General features: G+C 66.5%; 17 protein-coding genes and 2 pseudogenes. 9 read left to right on the top strand and 10 right to left on the bottom strand.

Annotation, left to right across the window (positions count from 1 at the left end):
- Positions 1–101 precede the first annotated feature (101 nt).
- Positions 102–368, top strand: a complete 267-nt coding sequence (locus SSPN_RS58290; protein WP_010693602.1) for a condensation domain-containing protein — start codon at positions 102–104, stop codon at positions 366–368.
- Positions 369–514: 146 nt separating this feature from the next.
- On the top strand, positions 515–1,648 hold the full coding sequence (locus tag SSPN_RS0108450) for an ISL3 family transposase (RefSeq protein ID WP_010693600.1): 1,134 nt from the start codon (positions 515–517) through the stop codon (positions 1,646–1,648).
- Positions 1,649–1,739: 91 nt separating this feature from the next.
- Here SSPN_RS0108450 and SSPN_RS0108445 read toward each other — a convergent pair whose 3' ends face one another.
- Complete coding sequence (locus tag SSPN_RS0108445) at positions 1,740–2,252, bottom strand: GbsR/MarR family transcriptional regulator (protein WP_010693599.1); 513 nt, start codon at positions 2,250–2,252, stop codon at positions 1,740–1,742.
- Between the two features lie 93 nt (positions 2,253–2,345).
- On the opposite strand from SSPN_RS0108445, the gene SSPN_RS0108440 reads away from it, so the two are divergent.
- The 6 genes and pseudogenes from SSPN_RS0108440 to SSPN_RS43050 all read left to right on the top strand — a co-directional run.
- Positions 2,346–4,034 (top strand): DUF885 domain-containing protein, encoded by a 1,689-nt coding sequence (locus SSPN_RS0108440; RefSeq protein ID WP_010693594.1) that lies wholly within the window; start codon positions 2,346–2,348, stop codon positions 4,032–4,034.
- Between the two features lie 83 nt (positions 4,035–4,117).
- The gene (locus SSPN_RS43055) at positions 4,118–5,542 is read left to right on the top strand and encodes an MFS transporter (RefSeq protein ID WP_010693593.1); all 1,425 of its coding nucleotides are present in this window, start codon (positions 4,118–4,120) and stop codon (positions 5,540–5,542) included.
- 19 nt (positions 5,543–5,561) lie between these two features.
- Positions 5,562–7,937 carry a S9 family peptidase gene (locus SSPN_RS50640; RefSeq protein ID WP_010693592.1) on the top strand — a complete coding sequence of 792 codons (2,376 nt, stop codon included), beginning with the start codon at positions 5,562–5,564 and terminating at the stop codon, positions 7,935–7,937.
- The gene (locus SSPN_RS0108425; RefSeq protein WP_010693591.1) at positions 7,934–8,476 is read left to right on the top strand and encodes a peptidylprolyl isomerase; all 543 of its coding nucleotides are present in this window, start codon (positions 7,934–7,936) and stop codon (positions 8,474–8,476) included. Before SSPN_RS50640 ends, SSPN_RS0108425 begins: the two co-directional genes overlap by 4 nt.
- Before the next feature lie 39 nt (positions 8,477–8,515).
- On the top strand, positions 8,516–8,767 hold the full coding sequence (locus SSPN_RS62505) for a helix-turn-helix domain-containing protein (RefSeq protein ID WP_420187496.1): 252 nt from the start codon (positions 8,516–8,518) through the stop codon (positions 8,765–8,767).
- Positions 8,768–8,824: 57 nt separating this feature from the next.
- Positions 8,825–9,094, top strand: a pseudogene (locus tag SSPN_RS43050) (transposase); the annotation flags it as partial.
- 444 nt (positions 9,095–9,538) lie between these two features.
- On the opposite strand, the gene SSPN_RS0108410 reads toward SSPN_RS43050, so the two are convergent.
- The 5 genes and pseudogenes from SSPN_RS0108410 to SSPN_RS62100 form a co-directional block, all read right to left on the bottom strand.
- Positions 9,539–9,925 (bottom strand): hypothetical protein, encoded by a 387-nt coding sequence (locus SSPN_RS0108410; protein WP_044572724.1) that lies wholly within the window; start codon positions 9,923–9,925, stop codon positions 9,539–9,541.
- Positions 9,926–10,074: 149 nt separating this feature from the next.
- Positions 10,075–11,760: a DUF885 domain-containing protein gene (locus SSPN_RS0108405; RefSeq protein ID WP_010693559.1), complete on the bottom strand. Its 1,686-nt coding sequence runs from the start codon at positions 11,758–11,760 to the stop codon at positions 10,075–10,077.
- Positions 11,757–13,985 (bottom strand): S9 family peptidase, encoded by a 2,229-nt coding sequence (locus SSPN_RS0108400; protein ID WP_010693552.1) that lies wholly within the window; start codon positions 13,983–13,985, stop codon positions 11,757–11,759. Before SSPN_RS0108400 ends, SSPN_RS0108405 begins: the two co-directional genes overlap by 4 nt.
- Positions 13,986–14,105: 120 nt before the next feature.
- On the bottom strand, positions 14,106–14,651 hold the full coding sequence (locus SSPN_RS59490; protein ID WP_272941753.1) for a PucR family transcriptional regulator: 546 nt from the start codon (positions 14,649–14,651) through the stop codon (positions 14,106–14,108).
- Between the two features lie 45 nt (positions 14,652–14,696).
- Positions 14,697–16,663 (bottom strand): annotated as a pseudogene (locus SSPN_RS62100) (NAD(P)/FAD-dependent oxidoreductase).
- Between the two features lie 193 nt (positions 16,664–16,856).
- Between SSPN_RS62100 and SSPN_RS0108385 the strand changes: the two are divergent.
- A complete protein-coding gene (locus SSPN_RS0108385; RefSeq protein ID WP_237710491.1) occupies positions 16,857–17,243 on the top strand; it encodes an SCP2 sterol-binding domain-containing protein in 387 nt (128 codons plus the stop codon).
- A gap of 244 nt (positions 17,244–17,487) precedes the next feature.
- On the opposite strand, the gene SSPN_RS43035 is transcribed toward SSPN_RS0108385, so the two are convergent.
- The 4 genes from SSPN_RS43035 to SSPN_RS0108350 all read right to left on the bottom strand — a co-directional run.
- Positions 17,488–18,015 (bottom strand): TetR/AcrR family transcriptional regulator, encoded by a 528-nt coding sequence (locus SSPN_RS43035; protein ID WP_010693546.1) that lies wholly within the window; start codon positions 18,013–18,015, stop codon positions 17,488–17,490.
- A 750-nt stretch (positions 18,016–18,765) separates the two neighbouring features.
- The gene (locus SSPN_RS0108375) at positions 18,766–19,899 is read right to left on the bottom strand and encodes a YrhB domain-containing protein (protein WP_237710615.1); all 1,134 of its coding nucleotides are present in this window, start codon (positions 19,897–19,899) and stop codon (positions 18,766–18,768) included.
- 811 nt (positions 19,900–20,710) lie between these two features.
- Positions 20,711–21,220, bottom strand: a complete 510-nt coding sequence (locus SSPN_RS56550; RefSeq protein WP_010693540.1) for a hypothetical protein — start codon at positions 21,218–21,220, stop codon at positions 20,711–20,713.
- A 745-nt stretch (positions 21,221–21,965) separates the two neighbouring features.
- A partial coding sequence (locus tag SSPN_RS0108350; protein ID WP_010693537.1) for a hypothetical protein occupies positions 21,966–22,176 on the bottom strand: 211 nt, incomplete at its 5' end.

Genomic DNA, 22,176 nt, shown 5'->3' with positions numbered 1-22,176 from the left:
GCGGCGCTGTCGCCTGCCGGTGAGACGACCTGGTTCGAGGTGCCCGCGCGGGTGCACCGCGGGCTCGCGAGCCTGGGACGCGGCCAGGGCGCGACGACTTTATGGTGCTGCAGGCGGCCATGTCGGCGTTGCTCACCCGGCTCGGCGCGGGCACCGACATCACGATCGGCACCGGCATCGCCGGGCGCACCGACGACGCGTTGGAGGACCTGGTCGGGTTCTTCGTCAACACCCTCGTCATGCGCACCGACACGGCGGGCGACCCGGCTGCGCCGCTGCGACATCCGCGACGCCCACAGCAACCCGGTACATGTCACCCCGCACCAATTTCGGCACGTTGTCTCTGCTTAGTTCCCGTGTTGCGATAAGCCGGGAGGGGACTGGTGCCCTGGGGGCTTGGGCGTTGCGCCTCGGCGTGTGGTGTTTCTACTGTGGCCGCTCGTGATCTTGAGTTTCTTTTCGTCTCAGGGCTGGCGATCCTGGGATGTCGAGTACCGGCCGGTGATCCCGGAGGGTGCTCGGCGTGGATGACTTCGCCCTGCGCAAGCGGCACGTGTACGGCACGATCCTGGTCGACATCGACACCGGCAGCGTGATCGACCTGCTGGACGGTCGTGAGGCCAAACCACTGGAGCAGTGGCTGCGCGCGCATCCTGGAGCCGGGGTGATCTGCCGTGACCGCGCCGGCGCCTACGCCGAAGGCGCGAAGGCCGGGGCCCCGGACGCCGTCCAGGTGGCCGACCGTTGGCATCTGTGGCGCAACCTGGGCGACTACGTCGAGAAGGCGGTCGGGCGCCACCGCTGCTGTGTCAAGCTCGACCAACTCGACGGCGAAACTGTCGGTGTGTCGGCGCCGGAGGCGGCCCAGGACCAGCCGGACGCCGCGATGCCCGAACCGGTCGAGTCGCGACTGGCGATCCGTACCCGGGAACGTTATGTCGCGATTCACGGGCTCCTGGACCGCGGCGAGACGATCTCCGCCATCAGCAGGCAGATCTCGCTGGACCGCAAGACTGTGCAGCGCTTCGCTCGTGCCAGTACGGTTGACGAACTTCTCGGCAAGGCGATCGCCCGGGCGAGCTTGCTCGATCCGTTCAAGCCCTACCTACACCAGCGTTGGACGGAAGGCACCACCGACGCCGCGCAGCTGACCAAGGAGATCACCGCCCAGGGATACACCGGCAGCGACAAGACCGTGCGCCGCTACCTGCAGCCATTCCGCGGCATGCTCACGCCTCCGCCGTCGCCGCCTGCCGCGCCGAGAGTCCGTCAGATAACCGGTTGGCTGCTGCGCCGCCCAGAGGATCTCGATACCGACGAGACCAACCAACTCGCCGACATCCGATCCCGCTGCCCCCACCTGGATCGCCTCGCCGACCACGTCAAGGACTTCGCGAAGATGATGACCAACCGCGAAGGCGAGAAACTAGAATCCTGGCTGTCCACAGTGGAACATGATGATCAGCCCGACTTGCACTCCTTCGCCATCGGGCTCCGCCGCGACCAAGACGCCGTCACCGCAGGACTCACGCTGCCCTACAGCTCAGGAAAGGTCGAGGGCAACGTGAACAGACTGAAGGCGCTCAAGAGGCAGATGTACGGCCGAGCCAAGCTCGACCTCCTCCGCAAACGCGTCATCCTGGCCTGACGGCCCCCGGCTCACCCTGAGTCACCGAACCACGAAACTCGCGCCAGAGCCAGATTCTTCGGTGTCCGCCTACCCGGACTGAACTGTCCGCCTACCCGGATTTTTCGTTTCGTGTCCGCTGGCACCCAGCCTGCTCGGCGCGCCACTTCTCATACCGGGTCACCATCTCGGGGATGTCGCGATCGAGGAAGGTGTAGAAGTCCCGCATTTCACGCATGCGCTCGGTAGCCCGGCTATGGCGCCAGCGACGCTCGTCGAGGGCTTCGTTGAGTAGCTTGATGGTGCTGCCGACGGTCTTGCCGGCTTCGCGGTACATCCTGACCCAGACGTCGTCGCGGATCCGGTAGAGGTCACGTCGGGTTTCCGGCGATACGGTGCGCTCGACCATGCCGAGCCGGAGCAGCAGGCGACCTGAGTTCGATACGGTTGCCGCGCTTGCGCCGAGCGTTTCTATGAGGTCGCGGCTGGAGAGCTCGGTGTCCTCAGTCACCAGGAGTGCCGCCAGCATCCGTGCCGCCATCTTCGGCAGCTGGCTGGAGTAGAGCCCCGCGAAACTCTCGATGAAGTCTTCGGCCTGGTCTGCTCCAGCGTCCCCCTCGTGCATGACAGACATTCTAGCAGAGATGTCATTTACAAAAAAGTAAACGACATCTACTGTTGCTTGCACTGTGTTCACCATCCGGGCTTCGGAGGTTCGATGACCCAGCGCTACACGTCCGCGTCAGCGGACGAACTGACGAAGATCGGCGACGAGTTCTTCGACGCGACGATGGTGAGTGATCCTCTGGGCGCCACCATGTTCGGGATCCCCGGCTACGACCACCTTGTACCCGACCCGAGCGCGCGGAGCGATGAAGCGCGAATCAGCGGGTTGGAAGGCCTTGAGCGTCGGCTGGACAAGATCACGGGTCTTACGCCCGCAGACGAGCTGTCCGCCAAGGTGCTGCGACGGCTGATCTCCTCCTCCGCCGGAGAACTGCGACATGGGCTCATGGACGTCGCGGTGTCCGGCGGACTGATCGCTCCGCAGACGCAGGTCTTCCGGACGGTCCCCATGTCCGTGCTCGGCGATGACCGGTCCGGACGGGCCTACCTCGACCGCTTGCGCGGACTGGAGTTCTATTTTGACGGTTGGAGCGAGCGCTACCGGATAGCCGTCGCGGCCGGGCGCCTGCCGACACGGCGGGGCGTACGGCAAGCCGTCGAGCAACTCGACACCTATCTCTCCTCGTCGCCGACGGACGATGTGCTCGTCCGTCCCGCGGCGGGACACGCCGAACACAGCCAAGCTGAAGCTCTGATCACCGACATCGTCCGCCCTGCCGTCGGCCGTCTTCGCGCGCGGCTGGCCGAGGCCATGACTGCGGCCCGCGAGGATGACAAGCCGGGGATCTGCCACGTCCCCGGCGGCCCCGAGGGCTACGCGGAGGCCGTTACCCGGCACACGACCACGACGTTGTCTCCCGAGGAGGTTCACCGGATCGGGCTCGATGCGGTCGAGCGCCTGCGCCAGGAATTCGCCGACATCGGCGGCCCGGCGCTCGGGACCACCTCCGTCCCGGAGATCCTCGAGAAGCTGCGGACCAGCCGAGAACTGCGTTTCTCGACGTCAGAGGAGATCCTGCGCTTCGCCGACGGAGCCCTCGTACGCGCGAACGGTGTTCTGCCCGGCTGGTTCTTCCGCTACGACATCGGAGCCTGCGAGACCCGAGAGATCGGCCCGCTGGAAGCCAAGACCTCACCGCTGGCCTACTATCAGCCGCCTGCCGAGGACGGCAGCAGGCCCGGCGTGCACTGGGTGTCCACGGTGGACCCGCACTCGCGGTTCCGCTACGAATACGAGGCCCTCACCTTTCACGAGAGCGTGCCAGGGCACCATTTCCAGATCGGGCTGGCGCAGACGCTGGATCACCTGCCGCGGTTCCGTCGCGTCGCGGTCGGGAATCTTACGGCCCACGTCGAAGGCTGGGGCCTGTACGCGGAGCGGCTCGCCGACGAGATGGGTCTCTACAGTTCGCCCATCCAGCGGCTCGGCATGGTTTCATTCGACGCATTGCGCGCGTGCCGCCTGGTCGTGGACACCGGGATGCACCATCTCGGCTGGACTCGTGGCCAGGCCATCGCCTACATGCGCGAGAACACCGCCACTACCGAGGCGAACATCGCGAACGAGGTAGACCGCTACATCTCCTGGCCCGGGCAAGCCTTGGCCTATTTTGTGGGGCGCCGGGAGATCCACCGGTTGCGTGATCTGGCCAAGGCCGAACTCGGGAAGGCCTTCGACATCAAGCAGTTCCACCACCAGGTCATCGGTCATGGCTCACTCCCGCTCGACGTTCTGGGCGACGTGATCCGGACGTGGATCGCCGATCGGAGGCGCGCCTGACCGACCGTTTTCACCAGGGAACCGGTCGCCACCGGCCGGGCTTAGGGGCTATTCCGTTCCGTTCCTTTGTTTCTGGAGGATCCATGTCCGACACCGCTTCAGCACCCCCGGCGGCCAAGCCCGGCCCGCTCGCGCTCTTCGTCCTGTCCGTCCTCGTGATCGCCATCTCAGCGCTGGAGAGCATGCCGCTGTCCGCGCTTCCCTTGATCCAGAGGGAACTCGGCCTGACCCCAGCGCAGGCAGGCCTGCTGTCCACCACGTTGATCCTGACCGCCGCCGTCGCCGGGCCCATTGTCGGCAGATTCGGCGATCTTTACGGGGGACGGGGTGTCCTGCTCGTCATAATTTGGTGTGTGGTCGTCGGAGGTGTCGTCTCCGCCTTCGCCGCGTCTTTTCCGGTCATGCTGATCGGACAGCTGCTCCAAGGTTTCGGGTTCGGCTTCCTTCCCTTGAGCTTCGCGTTACTGCGGAACTCCTTCCCTGCGGCAGGGATGTCCGTGGGCATCGGGCTCATCACCGGCCTGTACACCGTCGGCGGTGCCGCCGGAGTACTGGGAGCGGGTCCGCTCGCGGACGCGCTCTCGCGCCAATGGATGTTCTTGCTGCCGACGGCGCTGGTCGTCCTCGCGGGTGTACTCGCACCGTTCACACTGCCCCGGACACGGGTGAAGGGTGCCGGCCGAGTCGACTGGGTGGGTGCGGTTTTGCTGGCCGCGTTGTTGTCCGCGCTGATGCTCGGGCTTTCGTCCGGACCACAGGGTGGCGCCGCGTTCTGGATGCTTCTCGGCGCGGTCGTCGTTCTGGGCGTGTGCTGGGTCCTGGTCGAACGACGGGTGCGGGATCCGTTGATCGACCTGAGTATGCTGGGCAAGCCGGGAATGTGGAGCTCCTGCCTCATCTCCGCGGTGCTCGGGGCCGGCTACGGAGTGATGTACTTCCTCATCCCGCAGTTGGTGGTGCTGCCGCCTGCGGTCGCCGGTTTCGGGTTAGGCGCCTCGATGACGGACCTCAGCGTCTACCTGCTACCCAGTGTTCTCGTGGCGATCGTCATCGGGCCGGCCTCCGGCTATCTCGTCCGGAAGGTGGGTTCGAGGACCACGATCGTGGCGGGCTTGCTGATCACGTCTGCCGGTGCGCTGATGGCGATCTGGTGGCATTCGAGCCCCTGGCAGATCGTCGTCATCTTGCTGTTGTCGACCGGAATCGGGGTCGGCGTGGCCTCGACTGCGCTCTACACCGGCACCGTCGAGGCGGTGACCGCCGAGGAGACCGGCATTGCCACGGGGATCAACCTAGTCGCCCGATCGATCGGCGCTGCCGTCGGCGTCCAGATCGTCGCCGTCCTGCTCACCGCGATGAGCGAACCCGTCACGAAGCTGCCGAAGGAATCGGCTTTCCAGTTGGGGTTCGCCTTGTCCGCAGGCGCCGTCCTGCTCGCCTTGACGGTCTCCTACGCGGTGCCGTCGCGTGCCCGCACCAACCACGTCCGACCCGCCGCCGCGGTCTGAATCGAAAGGAGAGGCCATCGTGACCATCGACTGGCAAAGCCGCTACAAAACCATCCGGGACCTGCTCGCCGATCCGAACAAGCTCGTGCGCAACGCGACGGTGCATCCGCGCTGGATCGGTCGTACCGGGAAGTTCTGGTACGACCGTCATTCCGACGAGGGGCGAGAGGTCAGGATCGTCGACGCGGGTACCGGCGACTTCGCCACGGTCACGCTGGCCCCTTTCTTCGTGGCACTCGAGACCGAACTGAAGACCCGGATCAACAGCGAGTACGCCGATCTGACGAATCTGGACTTCACGGTCGATCCGGTGCGCGCAATTTTCGAGTTTCACGGCCGGATCTGGTCCTATCTTCCGGATGACGACGTCCTGAGCGATCGTGGTGAGTCAGCCGCCACCCAGTGGGCCGTCGCACCGGACGAAACGACCGCCGTTTTGGTCCGCGACAACGATCTCTGGCTGCGCGACGGCGCAACCGGGGCGGAACGTCGGCTGACCACGGATGGTTCGGAGACCAACGCCTACGCGAGCGTCCCGCTGGCCGCCCGCGCCTTCCGGGTGGCGGCGGGCGCGCCGCCGGAAGGACTGTGGTCACCCGACTCGCGGTACTTCCTCACCGTGCAGACCGACGAACGGCATGTGCCCGAACTTGCCCTCGTCGATTTCGTCCCCGGTGACGGCGACGGCGCCCGGCCGGTCATCCACACCAACCGGACTAGTCTCCCTGGCGATCCGAAGGTCACCGAGTTCCGCGTGATCGCCGTCGAAGCCGAGACGGGCCGCCAGATCGAAGCCAGGTACCCCCGGCTGCCCGCGGTGCGGATGAACGACACGATCTTCGCCGGGCAGCTCGCCTGGTGGTCGCCGGACAGCAAGATCGCCTATTTCGTCGATATCGAGCGAGGCGAGAAGGCGGCCCACGTCGTGGCGTTCGATATCGCTACTGGCTCGACCAGAGTGATCTTCTCCGAAATGGCGGACAAGGCATTGGAGCTGGGAGTCAACGTTTACGGCCCCGCACTGGTCGAGCACCTTCCCGGAACGAACGAGGTCATCTGGTATTCCGAGCGGACCGGCCGGGGACACCTCTACCTGTACGACCTCGAGACGGGCGACCTGAGGAACTCGATCACCAGGGGTGACTGGCAGGTGCGTGAGCTGCTCGGCGTCGATACGGAACGAAGGGAAGTCCGGTTCCTCGCCGGCGGCCTCGACGAGAACGACCCATACCTGCGCCAGCCTTGTATCGCCTCGCTCGACGGTCAGAACCTCCGTGTTCTCTCCGACGAACCGGGGGACCACAAGGTCTGGCGGCCGAGGGAATTCAGCCTGACCGCGTTGCGGATGCTAACCGGTGCCGACACCGAACGGGTGTCCGGCTTCTCCCCGGACGGCCGGTATTTCGTGGAAACGGTTGCGTACGTCGACCGGCTTCCGCGCAGCGTGCTGCGCGCCCGGACCGGCGAGTTACTGGCCGAGCTGGAGGTCGCCGAGAACATCGGCCTGCCCGCGGACTGGGAATGGCCCGAATCGGTGACCGTTCTCGCCGCGGACGGTGAGACCGAGGTCCACGGCCTGCTGTTCAAGCCGGTGGATTTCGACCCCGATTCCTCCTACCCGGTGATCGATCACATCTATGGCGGCCCCCAGGTCTCATGGACGCCAAAAGCGCCGTTCATCGACTACGTCGAGACCTCTGCCTATATCGATACGGCCGCCTTCGCTCGCCTCGGCGCCTTCGCACTTGTACTCGACGGCCGCGGCACGGCGAACCGCGAACGCGACTTCCGGCAAGCCTCCTACGGAGCCGCTCACACGGCCTCCGACATCGACGACCACATCGCCGGAATCCGCCAGCTCGCGGAGCGCTACCCCGCGATGGACTTGTCCCGAGTCGGCATCACGGGCTTCTCCGGCGGTGGTTACGCGACCGCGCTGGCCGCGCTTCGGCGTGGTGAATTCTTTTCCGTCGCTGTGGCTGGCGGCGGCAACTACGACCAGCGGCTGTTCTGGCATGGCTGGGGGGAGCGTTATCACGGGGACTACGAGGCGGGCCACTATCGCGAGCAGGCCGCGCGGACCTACGCGGAGGGGCTCACCGGGAAGCTGCTTTTCGTGCACGGGCTCAATGACTGGGGTTGCCATCCCGCCGGCCTGTTCCAGCTCACGCAGGCGCTGATCGACGCCGACAAGGATTTCGATCTGATCCTCCTGCCGAACGCCGGGCACGACATGACCGGGTATGGCACACGCCGCCGGTTCGACTACTTCGTCACGCACCTTTTCGGGGAGACGCCGCCTCGTGGGGTGAAGATGGGATCGGTACTGAACGAGATCATAGCCGCCAAGATCATGGCGAACGCGGCTGCTCCTGTGACGCGGGAGACCGCGTGATTACCCGCGTCGTCCTGGCGACCGATCGCGGCGAGATCCACATCGACGCAGACGAAGGGCGAGCCCCCTTGTCCGCGGGCGACTTTCTCCGTTATGTCCGAGACGGAAGCTATGCGGGCGGGCTATTCCAGCGTGCGGTCACACCGCAGAATGACAACGGCGATCCGGTGATCGAGATCGTGCAGGCCGCCATCGCCGAAGGTGCGTTGCCGAGGGAACCGCTCGATCACGAATCGACCGAGCAGAGCGGTATCGCGCACACGGAAGGTGTCGTGTCCCTTCCCAGGGGCCGGTTGGGAACGGGCACGGCGGCCAGCTTCTTCATCTGTGTGGCCGACAGCCCCGGTCTCGACTTCGGGGGTACCCGTGTCGCGGACGGCGCGGGCTTCGCCGCGTTCGGGAAAGTGGTCGACGGTATGGACGTCGTCCGCGAGATTCACCGGGCTCCGACGCTGCCGGACGCGCCGGTCGAGTATCTCCGAGGGCAACTGCTAGCCGACCCGGTCGAGATCCGGGCCGTTCACATCGTCAACTACTGACTTTGTCGCTTCAGGGTCGGCGTATCGTCTTGGTCTATTGTGGATTTCCGGGCAAGGTTGGTTGTGCGATATGCGGATGGGGGCGGTACTGGCCCGGCGGCGCGTGCCAAGCGTGAACAGGTTCGTTGGCGGGTGGCGAAGATGTTCGAGCGAGGAGCCTCGCCGGTGGAGTTGGCGAAAGAGCTTGAGGTCTCAGCGAAGTCTGCGCGGGCATGGCGCCGCGCGTGGGTGGCTGGTGGCGTGGAGGCGTTGGAGTCCAAGGGGCCGGGCCGTGTCATGCCAGCTGTGTAAGCCGCGGATGGTCCAAGATCGGGAGGGCGCCGTCCTCCCAAGAAAGGTTCATTCGTGATGCAGGACGCATCGGATTCGAATTCTGAGTCGAACGCGGGCGAGATCCTCGCCGGTGCGCTGTCGCCGGAAAAGTTGGACGCGCTTGTGAAAGACGCCCAGGCGAATGGCGGTTCGCTGGGTATTCAGGAATTGCTCAACCAGCTGACCAAGGCTGTACTGGAGCGGGCGCTGGAAGCGGAGATGACCCACCATCTCGGCTACGAGAAAGGCGACCCTGCAGGGGCAGGGACCGGGAATTCACGGAACGGTCGGTCAGCGAAAAGGGTGTCCATTGCCGGGTAAATGGCGGGTGAGATCCCCGCCGTCTACCCGGCATTGTCATCCTTCCCTTGTTCGGAAGGCTTTCGGACTCGATCGGTCGAACGCCGCTTGCGTTGGTCTTCTCGTTCGGAGGCGCGGTTGCCATAGTTCCTCTGGCTCTGGCACTCAACGACTCATGGGTCAGCGCCCTCTTCATCGATCTTGCCTTCCTTGCCCTGACTGCCTGCGTGTTCTCTGTGCTCGCAGCTGTGATGGCAGAGCGGTTCCCTGCGCGAATGCGTGCGAGCGGCATCGGTATCCCGTATAACGTCGCCCTGTCGCTCTTCGGTCCTGCTTACCTGGTTTGCGAGCATGGGTAACGAGTCCTGGTACTTCGTGTATCTGGCAGCCCTCGCGTTTCTCGTCAGCCTCGGTTTCCTCGGTGTCGCACGCCGGGGTCACTATCATTGACTATTCGACGCTGAGGGGATGCTCACTTTCGTTCTCTGGGAGAGAAGGTGAGCCGCTCAAGAGCCCAAGCCGGGCCAGCAACCCGTGCGCCCGCTCGGCCTCGGCGGCGCCAGCACGGGCCTGGGCGGCGGTGTGCAGGGCGGCGAGCAGGTCGGGCATCAACGCCGAGGAGCGGTCGTAGCGCGACTTCCGTTGCAGTTCGGCGACCGTGGCCACCGCCCGCGCCAGTGTGTCGAGGGGGCTGGGCGGGTCGTCGATGGCCAGGGCAGGCCCCGCGATCACGGCGGTCTCCAGCTCGGCGATGCCCTCGCGTTCGGTGCCGGACTGCGGGCTGGGCTGCTCGTAGAGGTCGTACACGGTCAGGTTCAGCGCCCGGGCTACCGCCATCGAAAAGGCGTCCACTCGCTCCCAGGCGAGCTCATCACACGCTCGCTCGATACGCTCGATTTGTTCTCTTGAAAGCACTACAGACCCCAAGGCGGCCACGAGTCCCTCACATCTTGCTCAGCATGGGCGGGAGTCGCGCAGACAGCACGTCAGCGGTCGTTGAGCCATCGATTCATGTTGTCTTCGACCGCGGTGAACGGGAGGGCGCCGGCGCCGAGAACCAGATCGTGGAAGTCGCGGATGTCGAACGTGGCGCCCAGGGCGGATTCGGCTTGTTCCCGTAGTTGCCATAATTTGCGCCAGCCGAGCCGATAGCCGAGGGCCTGGCCGGGCAGGTCCGTCGAGTAGCGCAGCGTCTCGGTGCGAACCTGCGCCGGGGATTCCATGGTCTTGGCCGCCATGTACTTCCCTGCCTTCTCCAGCGACCACCCGTACAGGTTCAGCCCGGTGTCCACGACCAGCCGCTGCGCGACGAACCGCTGGTGCAGGTAAGCCCCGTACCGGTCCCAAGGGTCCTCGTACACGCCCATCTCGAAACCGAGCGACGCCGCGTACTCGCCCCAGCCTTCGGTGTACGCCCCCAGCATCATCGGCGCCAGTCTGCCGCGAATGGGGTGCAGGCCGGTGTCCTCGGCCTGCCGCGCGAGGTGGAAGTGGTGCCCGGGAACGAGTTCGTGCAGGATCAGCGCCGCAGCGTTGACCTGCGAACGAGTGTCCAAACCGGACCCATTGTACCGGTACCGGCCGACCGGGTTCCGCGCGGTCGGTTGTTCGTAGTAGCCGTAGGACATGCCCGCTTCGAGGGCCGGGGCGAGCCGCTGGACCTCGTATCGCGCTTGAGGAGTGACGCGGAACCACCGACCGACGACCGGTGCCACCACGTCGATGTGCCGTCGGTAGGTGGTTTCGACCGCTTCCGGCGTCGTCGCGTGGAAGCGCGAGTCCGCTTCGAGCAGCCGCTGGTACTCGCGCTCTCCCCCGTCGAATCCCACCTCCGCGCGTACCCGGGCCAGTTGCTCGTCCAGGAGTTCCACCTGTGCCAGCCCGAGTTCGTGCACTTCCTCCGGGGAGACGGCGTACGTTGCAGTGCTTTCGACCAGTTTCCGGTATGCCGCTTCCCCGCCGGGGTACTGGGACAGACCGACCTGGTCGGTCGCGCTTTCCCAGGCCGACCCGGTCAGGTATTCGAGCAGCGCGTCGAAAGCGGGAAGGATCTCGCCGGAAAGGATTCTCTCCGCGCCGTCGGTCAACCGGCCGCGATCGGCGGTGCCGAGTTTCCCGATGTCGTCCAGCGCCAGCCAATCCGTGGCGCTGGCGCGATGTCCGCGCACGGCGGCGGCGAAACCGTCGAGGGCCGCCTTCGGCACCCCCCAGCCGCGGTCGGCCTGAGCTGCCAGCTTCTCCCGAGCGCACCGCACCCAGGCGGCGATGTCAGCCGCCCACGAAAGCCAACGGTCGACGTCGGCGGAGCCGGCGGGCGAGAAAGCCCGCAGCACCTGATTCCCGTGCAAAGCGAGTGAGTAGGACTGGTAGGGAGCGACCGGGAACCGCCACCACCAGCTTTCCTCGGCTTCACTCCACTCGGCACCCAGGTGTTCCAGCAGAGCGAAGGTGTTCCGGTCGTCCGCGGTCAATTCGGACGGGTCGATCTCGCACAGCCGGTCCCGGATCGAACGGCCCACTGCGGCCTCGCGCTGTACCTCCGCCAACGACCCGTGCGGCAACTGCCCGACCGACTGGCCGATGCTCAGCGCGAACTGGGGCTCGGTCCCCACGACGTGGGCCCATGCGTCGTCCGCGATCCGCGTGAGCGCGGAAGTGGCCGCCCCGGTCATCGGTTCCCCTCCTGCAGGTGAGCGCGGAAGAAGGCGGCGACTTTGCGCCAGAAGTAGCTGTCGTGCACCGCGTCAAAGCCGTGCGGCTGTTCAGGCAGGACAACGAACTCGTGTTCCTTCCCCGCCCGGATCAGCGCCTCGCACATCTTGATGCTGTCGGTCCAGGTGGCGTGGTCGATCGTTCCGCAGGCGAGCAGGAATTCCGACGACAGCTGCGTGGCGAGCGGGAACAGCTCGGCTTTTCGGTAGGCGTCCCGGTCGGTTTGCGGGAAACCCAAGTAGCATTCGTAGAGCACCGAAGAATAAGGGTCGAACCCCGGCGCGAACGACACCGCCGCGGTGTAGATATCCGGGCGCTCGGCGGCGAGGTGGAACGCCGTGTACCCACCCCAGCTACCCCCTACAACGCCGACCTTCGCCTCGGAGAGGAACGTGTGCCGTTCTTTCAATTGCCGGACTACCGCAGCGTGATCCGGGGCCAGACCCGCAGTCCAGTCGCGGAAGACGACATCGTGGAACGCCTTCGAACGCCCAGGAGTGCCCCGCCCGTCGACCACGAAGGTCACGTAACCGAGCTGCGCAAGGGCGAGGACTTTTTTGGTGTAGAAACCGTCGGACGAATGCGGTGCCACCGCTATTTGCGGACCGCCGTAAACGTATTCGACGAGCGGGTACTGCTTCGTCTCGTCGAAATCGGCGGGAAAGAACATCACACCCCACAGCTCGGTTTCCCCGTCCGCCGCGGTGGCCGTGAACTGCCGCGGTGGCGTCCAGTCCAGCTGGGACGTATCCGCCGCCGACAACTCGCAGACCAGCGAACCGTCCGCCCGCCGCAGCACGCTGCGCGGCCCTTCCGCGGGTGTCGACCAGGTGTCGATCAGCACCTCGCCGGTCGGCGCGAACATCATCCGGTGCACCCCCGGCTGGTCCGACAACCGCTCGACCGGGCCACCGGCGAGCGGGACCCGCGCCAGGTGCACGTCGTAGGGCCGGGTCTGGTCGAGGTGCGCGGTGAAGTAAACGTGGTCGTCGTCCACGCGGTGCACGTAATCGACGGGCCACTCCCCTTCGGTCAGCTGCCGGATCGGGGTGCCGTCGAGGTCGTAGAGGTACAGGTGCTTCCAGCCGGACCGTTCGGACAGCCAGAGCAGCCGGGTGCCATCCGGTGTGGCGAAGAGGCCGATCTTGCGGCCGAAGTACACGTCGTGGTGAATCCGCAGGAAGGTCTCGCCCTCCTCGCTGAACAGCCGGCGGGTCTTACCGGTCGTCGCGTCCGCGAGCAACACCTCGGCCCGGCGGCAATCGCGGCTCAGCACGAAGACCACCAACTGGGCGCTATCCGGCAGCCAGGCTGCGTGCACGGGGTAGGTGTCGGTGGTGTCGCCGAGATCGAGCTCCACCGGCGCCCGGCCGTACCGGTCGAGCACGTGCAGCGTGGTGCGTTCGAGCCGGCCACCGGCCTGGCCGTGGTACCGGTGGACCACCTCGTCCTCCCGTTTGAGGTGGTGGATCTGGGGAGACTGGTGCACCCCGCGGTTGTCGACCCGGTGGACAGCCAGCCGCGAACCGTCCGGCGACCAGTTGCACACCGCGAACGCGAGCCCCAGGACGGCCAAGGCTGGGTCGACCAGGTCGAAGCGGTACTCGTGCTCGGGTGTGCCGTCGGTGGTCAGCGGCACCGCGCGGTTGTCCGCGACCGACCGCAGCACGATGTTTCCGTCCACTGTGGAGATAAACGCGTCCCCTTGGGGCGAAGCGAGTTCCCGGGCCTTCGCGGGGTCGACCAACGGCACCGTGCGCAGAAACTCCTTCGGTGTCCGGCGAAGGCTGTCCGCGAATTCGAGGTGGACGTCGAGCGGCCGTTCCGCGGGCACCTCGGCGACCTCACCGCTGTCGAGATCGACCGTCACCTGCACCGAACCGACCGCGGCGGCCAACTGCCGGGCGCCGGCGAAGCCGATGTGGTCGAACGGAAGCCCCTTTCCGGCCGGGGTCTGCCCAGTCGCCGCGCGGACCGCGTCCCGCAGCGCCGTCACGTCGGCGACGAGCGGGCCGCTGCGCCCGGACTCGAGGTCCACCAGCTGCCCGGTGCGCTCCTCCGCCGTGCCGTCCAGGAAGGCCAGCGACTTGCCATCCGGGGACCAGGCAGGCACGACGGTGCCATCGGTGACCAGTTCGCCCACGCCTTCGATGAACCGGTCGAACCCGGCATGGCCAGTAGTCATGGCTCGTCTCCTCACTGGTGGCTACGAGGCCCATGGTGCCGAAGACCACCGACAATCACGATCGGCAAACGTCGCCTCTTGTGCCGGGGGCGTTCGACGTTCGTCGTCCGGTTCCGGGGTTCAGCCGCCGAAGTGGTCGCGGTACGCGGTGGTGATAGCGCGGAGCTTGAGGCCGAGGTGCAGCATGAGCCGGTCGTCGCCGTTGTCGAAGCTGCAGCCGGTGATCTGCTCGACGCGCTTGAGGCGCTGGTACAGCGTGGCGCGGTGGATGCTCAGGGCGTCCACGCTGCGCTGGATGTTGTCGCCGTGGTCGAAGAAAACGGTCAGGGTGTCGATCAGGACGTGGTGGTTGTCCTCGTTCTCCAGCGCGACCAGCGCCGGTACCTGGGACGTGTTCCGCAGTTCGTCCACGGGCAGTTTCAGCAGCAGCTTGTACGGGCCCAGTTCACCCCATCGAGCGAGTTCGCCGACGCTCGGGAGCAGCATCGCGGCGCGGGCCGCCAGCAACGCCTGCTGGTACGAGGTGACGACGGCGTCGAGCTTGCCCACGGTGCCGCCCAGGCCGAACACCAGGCGGACGCTGTCGCCGGTGAGCCCGCGGAAGCGGCCGGTGATCCGGTCGGCGAGGGAATCCACCAGTGCCCTGGACGGCGAACGGCGCTGGATCAGCAGGATCCACGCGATCGGTTGGCCACCATCAACGTGGCGTCGTCACCCATCGTGCGGATGCCGCGCTCGATCGCGGCCTCGAAGGCGACCTGTTGCGGAGCCGACGTCGTGTGCGTGACCCGGCACTACACGGCGAGCACGGTGAACCGCATGCAGTCGTCGCCGAACCAACTTCTCGGCGAGCAGGTCCTCGACCGCTTGGGCCCGCACGGCGGCATCGGAGGAGACGAGTTCCCGCAGAATGCCTTCCTGCCTCGCCTTCCAGCGTTCGTGCAGCAGCAGGCGGCGGTAGAGCACCGTGCCCGCGGTGGCCGCCGCCTCCGCCGCGGCGGTCGTCTCGCGGTCGGCGAACTCGTCGATCAGCCACAGGTAACCCAGCAGCATGCCGTTGCAGCGCACCGGCACGCACAGCCGGGGCAGCGCGCCTTCGACGGTCGTCACGCCGGGTGCGGCCCAGCCGGCGATGCCCAGTGAGAGCACCCGGTCGGCCAGCTCCGGATCGACCGCCCGGTTGAGCACGGACCCGACCCGGACCTGGTCCTCGTCCCCGAAGTGGCGGCTCGCGGCGAGCAGCCGGATCGACGGGTCGTCGATCGCGACCGAGCGCCGCAACCGCTCGGCGAATTCCTCCACAATGGACTGAAGACCGCCGTCCGCCATGTCATCCCCTCCGCTCCGGTCACCACCTGCCCGTCCAAGGTAGACCGCGCGAGGGTCAGCCCAGCACCGTGCCGGAGCTGCCGGTGTTGCGCGGCCGCTGCGGGAGAAGCTGCCGGGGTCGATGTCCAGGCCGGTGTGCGGGCCCCGGTACCGCACCGGCTCGCGGTCGTGGTCGGCGCCCGCCTCGACCTGGTCGACCAGCGCAGCCATCAGCCTGCCGACCACCGGGGCGTTCTTGAACTGGTTGCCGCTGGCGCCGATCGCGACGTAGAAACCGGCCAGCTCGGTGCGGTCGTAAATCGGGGTCCAGTCGTCGGCGACGTCGTAGACGCCCACGACACCGCGGGCCCGGTTCGGCACCCGCAGCCCGGACAGCCGCCGCGCCGCCCGCGTCACCTGGGCCTCGAACACCGCCATCGTCGGCTTGAGGTTCGCCTCGTGCGGATCGTCCAGCCACTGGAGCGGATCTCAGTCCGGATCGGTGCCGCCGACGAGCAGCCCGCCGCCGACCTCACCGCGGAAGTACGTGCCCAGGTCCACGTCGGCGACCGCGGGGCCGCGGTAGCCCTCGGGCGCGAGCACGTGGGCGACCTCCTGCCGCATCGACCGCACGCCGACGGTGAAGTCCGCGCCGACGCCGGCCAGCTCGTTCAGCCGGCCCGACCACGGGCCCGCAGCGTTCACCACGACCGGCGCGGAGATCCTCGTACCGTCCGCGAGCACGACCGCGGTGACCCGGCCACCAGCGGATTCGACGGCCGTCACGGTGCTGCGGAAGCGGAACTCGGCACTTCGGCGGCTGCTGCGTCGGCGAGGTTGCGCGCGGCCAGCTGGGGGTCGGTGACGTACCCGGCGTCCGGGGTGTGGACCGCGCCGAGCGTGCCCCGCGGGTCCGTCCAGAAGCGGTCGTCGTCGATCCGCCTGGGCGGCCAGCACCGGCCCACGTCGATGCCGGGCACCCGTTCGGCCAGCGTCCGGGCGTCCCACTCCTCGTACGGCACGCCGACCTGGTCGAACAGCGGCAGCCAGCCGGAGCGGGGCACCGCGTCCACGTCGAGCACGATCATGCCGCTGCGCTCAAACCGGGCGAGGTGCCCGACGTCGTGGCCGAGGTGCTTGGCCCACGCCGTCCAGCTGTAGTGCGCCTCCCAGGCCGCGGTCACCCCGGCGAGGGTGGAGAAGTTGTACCGCGCCACGGCGCTCGACGCGCTGGTCGAGCCCTGCCCGGCCCCGCTCCCCCGGTCCACGACGACGACCCGGCGGGCCGTCCTGGCCAGCTCGAGCGCGATCGCCGAGCCGATCACCCCCGCGCCGAGCACCACAACATCCGCGCCGACTTCCGAGCTCATACTTCCCGCCCTCCCTGCGTTCGTCCCTCCCTCGCGGGCGGCTCCGGTCTGATCCGCCGGTGGCCCGGGAACAGCCGTCAAGCGTCACGTCCGGAGCCTGGCCGACGCGACGATCGTCGATTGCGCGGTGCCAGCCGAGGTGGCGAGAATGGCTGTGGTCAGACGGTGAATTCGGAGGTCTGTGGTGGAGTTCATGTCGCAGGAGCACATCGAGGCGATGAACGACTTGCTCGCCCGTTCCAAGGAAGTGGCAGCCGCGGCGGCGGAACTGCCGCGCGAGTACGTGCTCGTGTACGAACTCACCGACGGCCCGGTGGACGGTGCGACCGTCCACTGGCAACTACGGTTCAGCCCCGGCGGTACGACCTTCGCGCTCACACCCGCCCCGGACGCGGATGTGGTGCTTCGCGGTGACTGGCGCGCGGCGCTGACCGCGATGGAGCACAGCCGCCGCACCGGGCAACCCGCCGACGACGGCCTGACCACCGATGGGGATATCGAGTCCCTGATGGCGGCGATCGGCAAGCAGTTCGCCATCGCCAGAAAGGTGGCGACCCTCGAAACCACCTTCCCGGATTGACTCCACAGCGGTACCGGCCGGGCAAGGCATCCCGTAGGTGGACAGCCTCGGCCGGGCGCAGCGCCAGGTGGAACCCGCCGCTCGTCGAGCGGCGGGTTCCACGAGGTGACCGCTCGCAGGCTGTCGCGGGCGAGGTGCGCGCGGTGGATTCACTGATCCCGAGCGCGCCGACGATATCGGCGAACGACGGAGAACGCCGACCTCCTGGCAAGCCATCGTGAGCAACACACCGGATAGCGGTTCGTCAGGACAGCTCCGCGGTAAGCAACCGCAAGCCCTGCTCGAACAACTCGCTCAGATCCATTCCCGTCAACCGATCCTGGACCTCGGCAAGATGCGGATATTCGCCGTACCGGATCGCTTGGCGCAAGCTGTCGACCTCGGCGGACAATTCCGGGCCCGGCTGGCTCGCCGCTTGTTCCTCGATGACATGACCCGTCGTGAAGTGAAGGAGCAAGTGCGCGGTCTTGGTCGCTGCCGAAGCGTCGAGCCCAGCCTCTCGCAAGGCGATGCCGAGGGCTTCGGCGAATCCCAGGGTGTTCGGCCCGGTGGCATGTGTACCCGCGTGTACCCGCGCCCCGTCGCGATAGGACAAGAGGGCGGCGCGGAGACTTCTCATCAGTGCCCATACTCGCTCACGCGGCCGAGTCACTCCCTCTGCCGCGTCACGACAGCCATCCAGCATCGCCTCGGCCATCGCGGTCAGCAGCGCCCGCTTTGTCGGAAAGTAGCCGTACAGCGTGCCCACCTGGACGCCGACCGCCGTCGCCAAGTTTTCTCATGGTGAGTGCGTCGAGCCCGGTGTCGTCAAGCAGGCGGAGCGCGGTGGCGGTGACGTGGCCCCGGTCGGCAGCCTGGGGCCGACCACGGGGCTCCGCAACACGGGCGGCTTCGGCCTTCCGGCCGCAAGCGCTGGTCCAACCGCTGGAAGAAGGCCCTCAACGCCTTCGAGATCACCTTCGACGGACGCCTGTCCGCCGGACGCCGATAGAACCGAAATCAACAGTTACACCGAAAACTTGACAGCCCCACCCTTCCTTCCGTTTCTGCCAATGCGCCACCTTCGGTTGGAGCTCCGCCAACTCCACCGTCTGCTCCCCAGTCAACGGCCCCTGCTCCTTCAACGCCCACGGGCGGCAGCAGCCTTTCTCGCCTGGTAACTCTTCGCGTTCTTTTCCTTCTGTTTCGGTTTCCGCTCCGCACTCTGGTCCTGCTGTGCTGCCTGATCCGTCGGCCCTCATAGGCATCCGCGCCCAGCATCACCCCAGCATCCGCGGCACCCTGCGGAACCTGCACCCCATCTACATCCGCCACCGCCCGAGCAAGCCACGCATCCAGATCGACGTCAGCCGACCACACGTCCCAGTCGACTTGATCAGCCCCAGTCCACCCCGACATCCCCTCCGGCGCCGACATCTCATCCGGCCCCACACCCCGCCCTATCACGGGGCCACCCACCCCGGTCTCCGTCACGTCCCGGTCCTTCTTCTTCTGCCCCCGCCCCGGCACCTTCGACCGGTACTCACGAGCCAAAGCGCATGACCCGGAGTTCGAACGGTGCGGTCTCGATAAGCGGCTGCGCACGCCCGTCCATCGGATCAAAAAGCCGGACACCATCAGTATCGTTCACAGCCACCAACAAATGCCCGACACTCTCCCGGCCCCGGACATCCCTCCTGCGCAACCACACCAACACCTGGGTCTGCACCGGAAAAGAAGCGATCTCCTCCAACACCCCGAACCAATGCTCATGAACACCCACCCCGACCACAGGCCCCAGCTCCGCCACCATCGGACCAAACCACGCAGCCCGCCCAGGCTCCGGCGGCGGCATCAACCCCGGCTTCCCCGCATCCCAGTCATCCAACCACGACCACGGATCACGATTAGGCAAACCGAACGGCTGCTCACCAGGCGCTTTCGGAACCACCAGAGCCGCATCCAGCATCTGCTCACGCCAGTCACCACTGTCCCGGAAACTCCGGGTAGTACACGCGAACAACCAGCCACGCTCAGTCTCATCGACCGGATCAGCACCGACAAGCCCCACCTCACCGTCATAGCGGTACGCCAGCCACGCCTCCGCCTTCTCCACAGCCCCAGCGAATTCCTCCGCCGCGACCTCCCACGGCAGCAACCCACCCACCGAATCACCCCGCCGACGCTGGAAACGCGCCACCACAAGCTCAGCCACCTCGGCATCGTTCCGCTCCGCGACAGTCCCCCGTAGACCGTCGAGAAAGACCACAGCGCCATCCGCATAATCGGCATACAACAGGTGGCCGGCCAGTTCACGCCCGCCGAGCTGACGACGCAACCACACCACGGCCCGGGTCCCCACACCCCCGTCCACAATGGCCCCCGCCGCCTCCTCCCACGTCGCGCAGGTCACCACCTCCGCATCCGGGAAATACGACGCCAGCATCCGATCCCACCAACCCGGCACCTCACCAGCCGGATCCCACGGCAACGCCGACGCAGGCCAGCCACTCACCGCCGCATCCGTGGCGACCACACAGTTACCCGCGTTGACCCGCCAACGCCACGACCCCGGCGCAGACCCCGACACATTGATCGACTCATCCAGCGGACCGGCATTGGACGCGGGAAACGGCTCCGCCCCGTCCCGAGGCACGCAGATCGTCGCCGCCAACATCGGCTCGTCGGATTCCACGTAGCCGCAACCGAAGAACGCGGCCCGCTCCGTCGAGAGGATCGCCTCCTCACCCCTCAACACCACACGCGGACCATAGGTGTCCTGCAACCAGGAGCGTGCCCGCTCCGCGAGCTCGTTCATGCCACGCAGTCCCCTCAGCCACCAGATCATTTCACCATTTCCAGCGCATTATGAACCCACCACACCCAGCCTCCAAACACCTTGCCCGAACGTCGGGCAAACCTGCCCGCCCACACAACCAGGCCTCCCCGCAAGAAACACCACCCACAGCCAGCACTAGCGCCGGAACAGCAATATTTTGATCCTGATCACAAACAGACAACCCGGTCCGGAACTCCCGGAAAATGGGCACGCCGATCACACAGCACAGCCCCTCCGCACAGCCCTCCCAAGCAACGGCTAAAAGGCGTCGAACTCCTCGGCAGCGAACACCAACCAATGGTCCTCCGACACGCCGAACACCGCCTTGGCATCACACAACTCAACCCAACCATCCCGGCGAGCGACACATACACAATCCTTGTCCGGACGGCTCATGCTGGCCTTCCGGAATTCCGAATCAGCGACACCCTTCAGGAACCGCCGGGTCTCCGCGAACGGGCAAGTCCACGACCAGCGCCGAGTAGCCGACAACGCGACCAGTCAACTTCCACGGGTGTGTCCAGGCGAAAAGCTGCACCACCTACGCCGGCCCGCCCTCGCTCAGCGGCAACAACTCCAAGAACGCCGCCAGCTTCTCCAGCCAGAGCCCCTCGTCCCTGGTCTGGTCGTCATCCCCAGCAGATCCGGATCACCCATCAACCGATCCAGCCCCCGGTAGATCGCCGGATCGGTAGCGGCCAGCATCATCGTCCAACCCCTCCCGCGTCTCCCCCCACTCCGCCTGCAAAACCGCATCCGACTCCCGCAACGCTTCCAACCTCGCCTGCCGATCCTCGTCCGAAACGGACGAGGATGCCGCAGTCCGCCCCTCCCCACCTGAATCTCCCACCACCTCATCAACCGGCCCACCGACATCAACACCCCCATACGACCACGCGTCCCGTTCAGCCCCACTCTGCTCCGCCGAACCCGTATCCCGAGACACATCCAAATCCGCCAGCTCGCGATCAAGCCACGCACCAAGATCGACGCTCCCAACCGGCGACGCTTCCCGTTCAGCGCCAGCCGACTCCGATACCCCGCTCAGCACCATTGCATCCTGCTCGTCCTGCTGCCCACTTGCCTCCAAGTCCGCAAACCGACCCAGCTCATTGAGGTTCTTCTTCTTTTCCGCCAGCCTCCCCCGCGCCTTCTTCAACTACTCCGGAAAATCAGCCAACTCATCCATCTTCTCCTGCAACGGAGTAAATCCGTCATCAACCTCGGTACTCCGAGACAACGCCTCCAACTCCTTGATTTCCTTAGCCCACTTTTTCCTTTTCGAGGCATGGTAATTCAACCTATGCACTTCCCTATCATCCATTACTATTGCCCGCCGCAATCGGAGCTCGGCCTGCTGCTCCGGAGTAACCGCTCCTGCTTCTCCAACTCTTCCAACTTCGCAACCCGGGCGGCGGCGTCCTTTCTCGCCCCGTACCGCTTCGCGTTATCTTTCTGCTTTCGCTGCTTCCGCTGCTCCACCTTCCGCTGGAGCGTCGCTAGGTCATCCTCCTCCGCCGGAGCCAACTGCCCCTTCCCCTTCAACTCCGCGACCAGGTCAGCTGCGGTCTTTCTCGCCTCGCGATACGTCCGGCTATCTTTCCGCCATTGCTGCTTCCCCTCCGCAATCCGCAGGTCTTGCTGTGCTGCGTGATCCGTTGGCTCGGACCCATAGCTCCCGCCACCTTGACTACCGGAACCACTCCCAGCAGCGGGTTCTTGCACCTTCCGCCGCTTGGACGCCCCGGAACTCTCGCCAGCCTCCCCTTCCCGCGTCCTCTTCGTGCCTGCGTCCTGCCCAACGCGAGGCTGACACTTCGGACCTGTCACCGCCGTGGGCGGCCCGGGTCCCCCACCCTCGCGGCGCAACTCGAAACCGCCTGCCGGCAACACCACCTCCCGATTCAGCGCCACCTCGGCACGGGAATCACCCATATCCCGGTCGCAGCCAGGACATCAGCGGCCTCGGCGGCCTCCCCCTTCTGCGCATCCAGCGGATCCACCCCATCGCCATCTCCTGCACGCACCGCAACGATCACATGCGCACTACCGTCGGCACGCTGGTAAATCAGCGGCAAAGCCACACCCACCGGCATGCTCCGCACGTACTGCTCG

Source organism: Saccharopolyspora spinosa NRRL 18395 (genome assembly GCF_000194155.1).
Taxonomy (GTDB): domain Bacteria; phylum Actinomycetota; class Actinomycetes; order Mycobacteriales; family Pseudonocardiaceae; genus Saccharopolyspora; species Saccharopolyspora spinosa.
The sequence above is the reverse complement of the archived record's forward strand: the minus strand, read 5'-3'. Positions and strand labels throughout refer to the sequence as shown.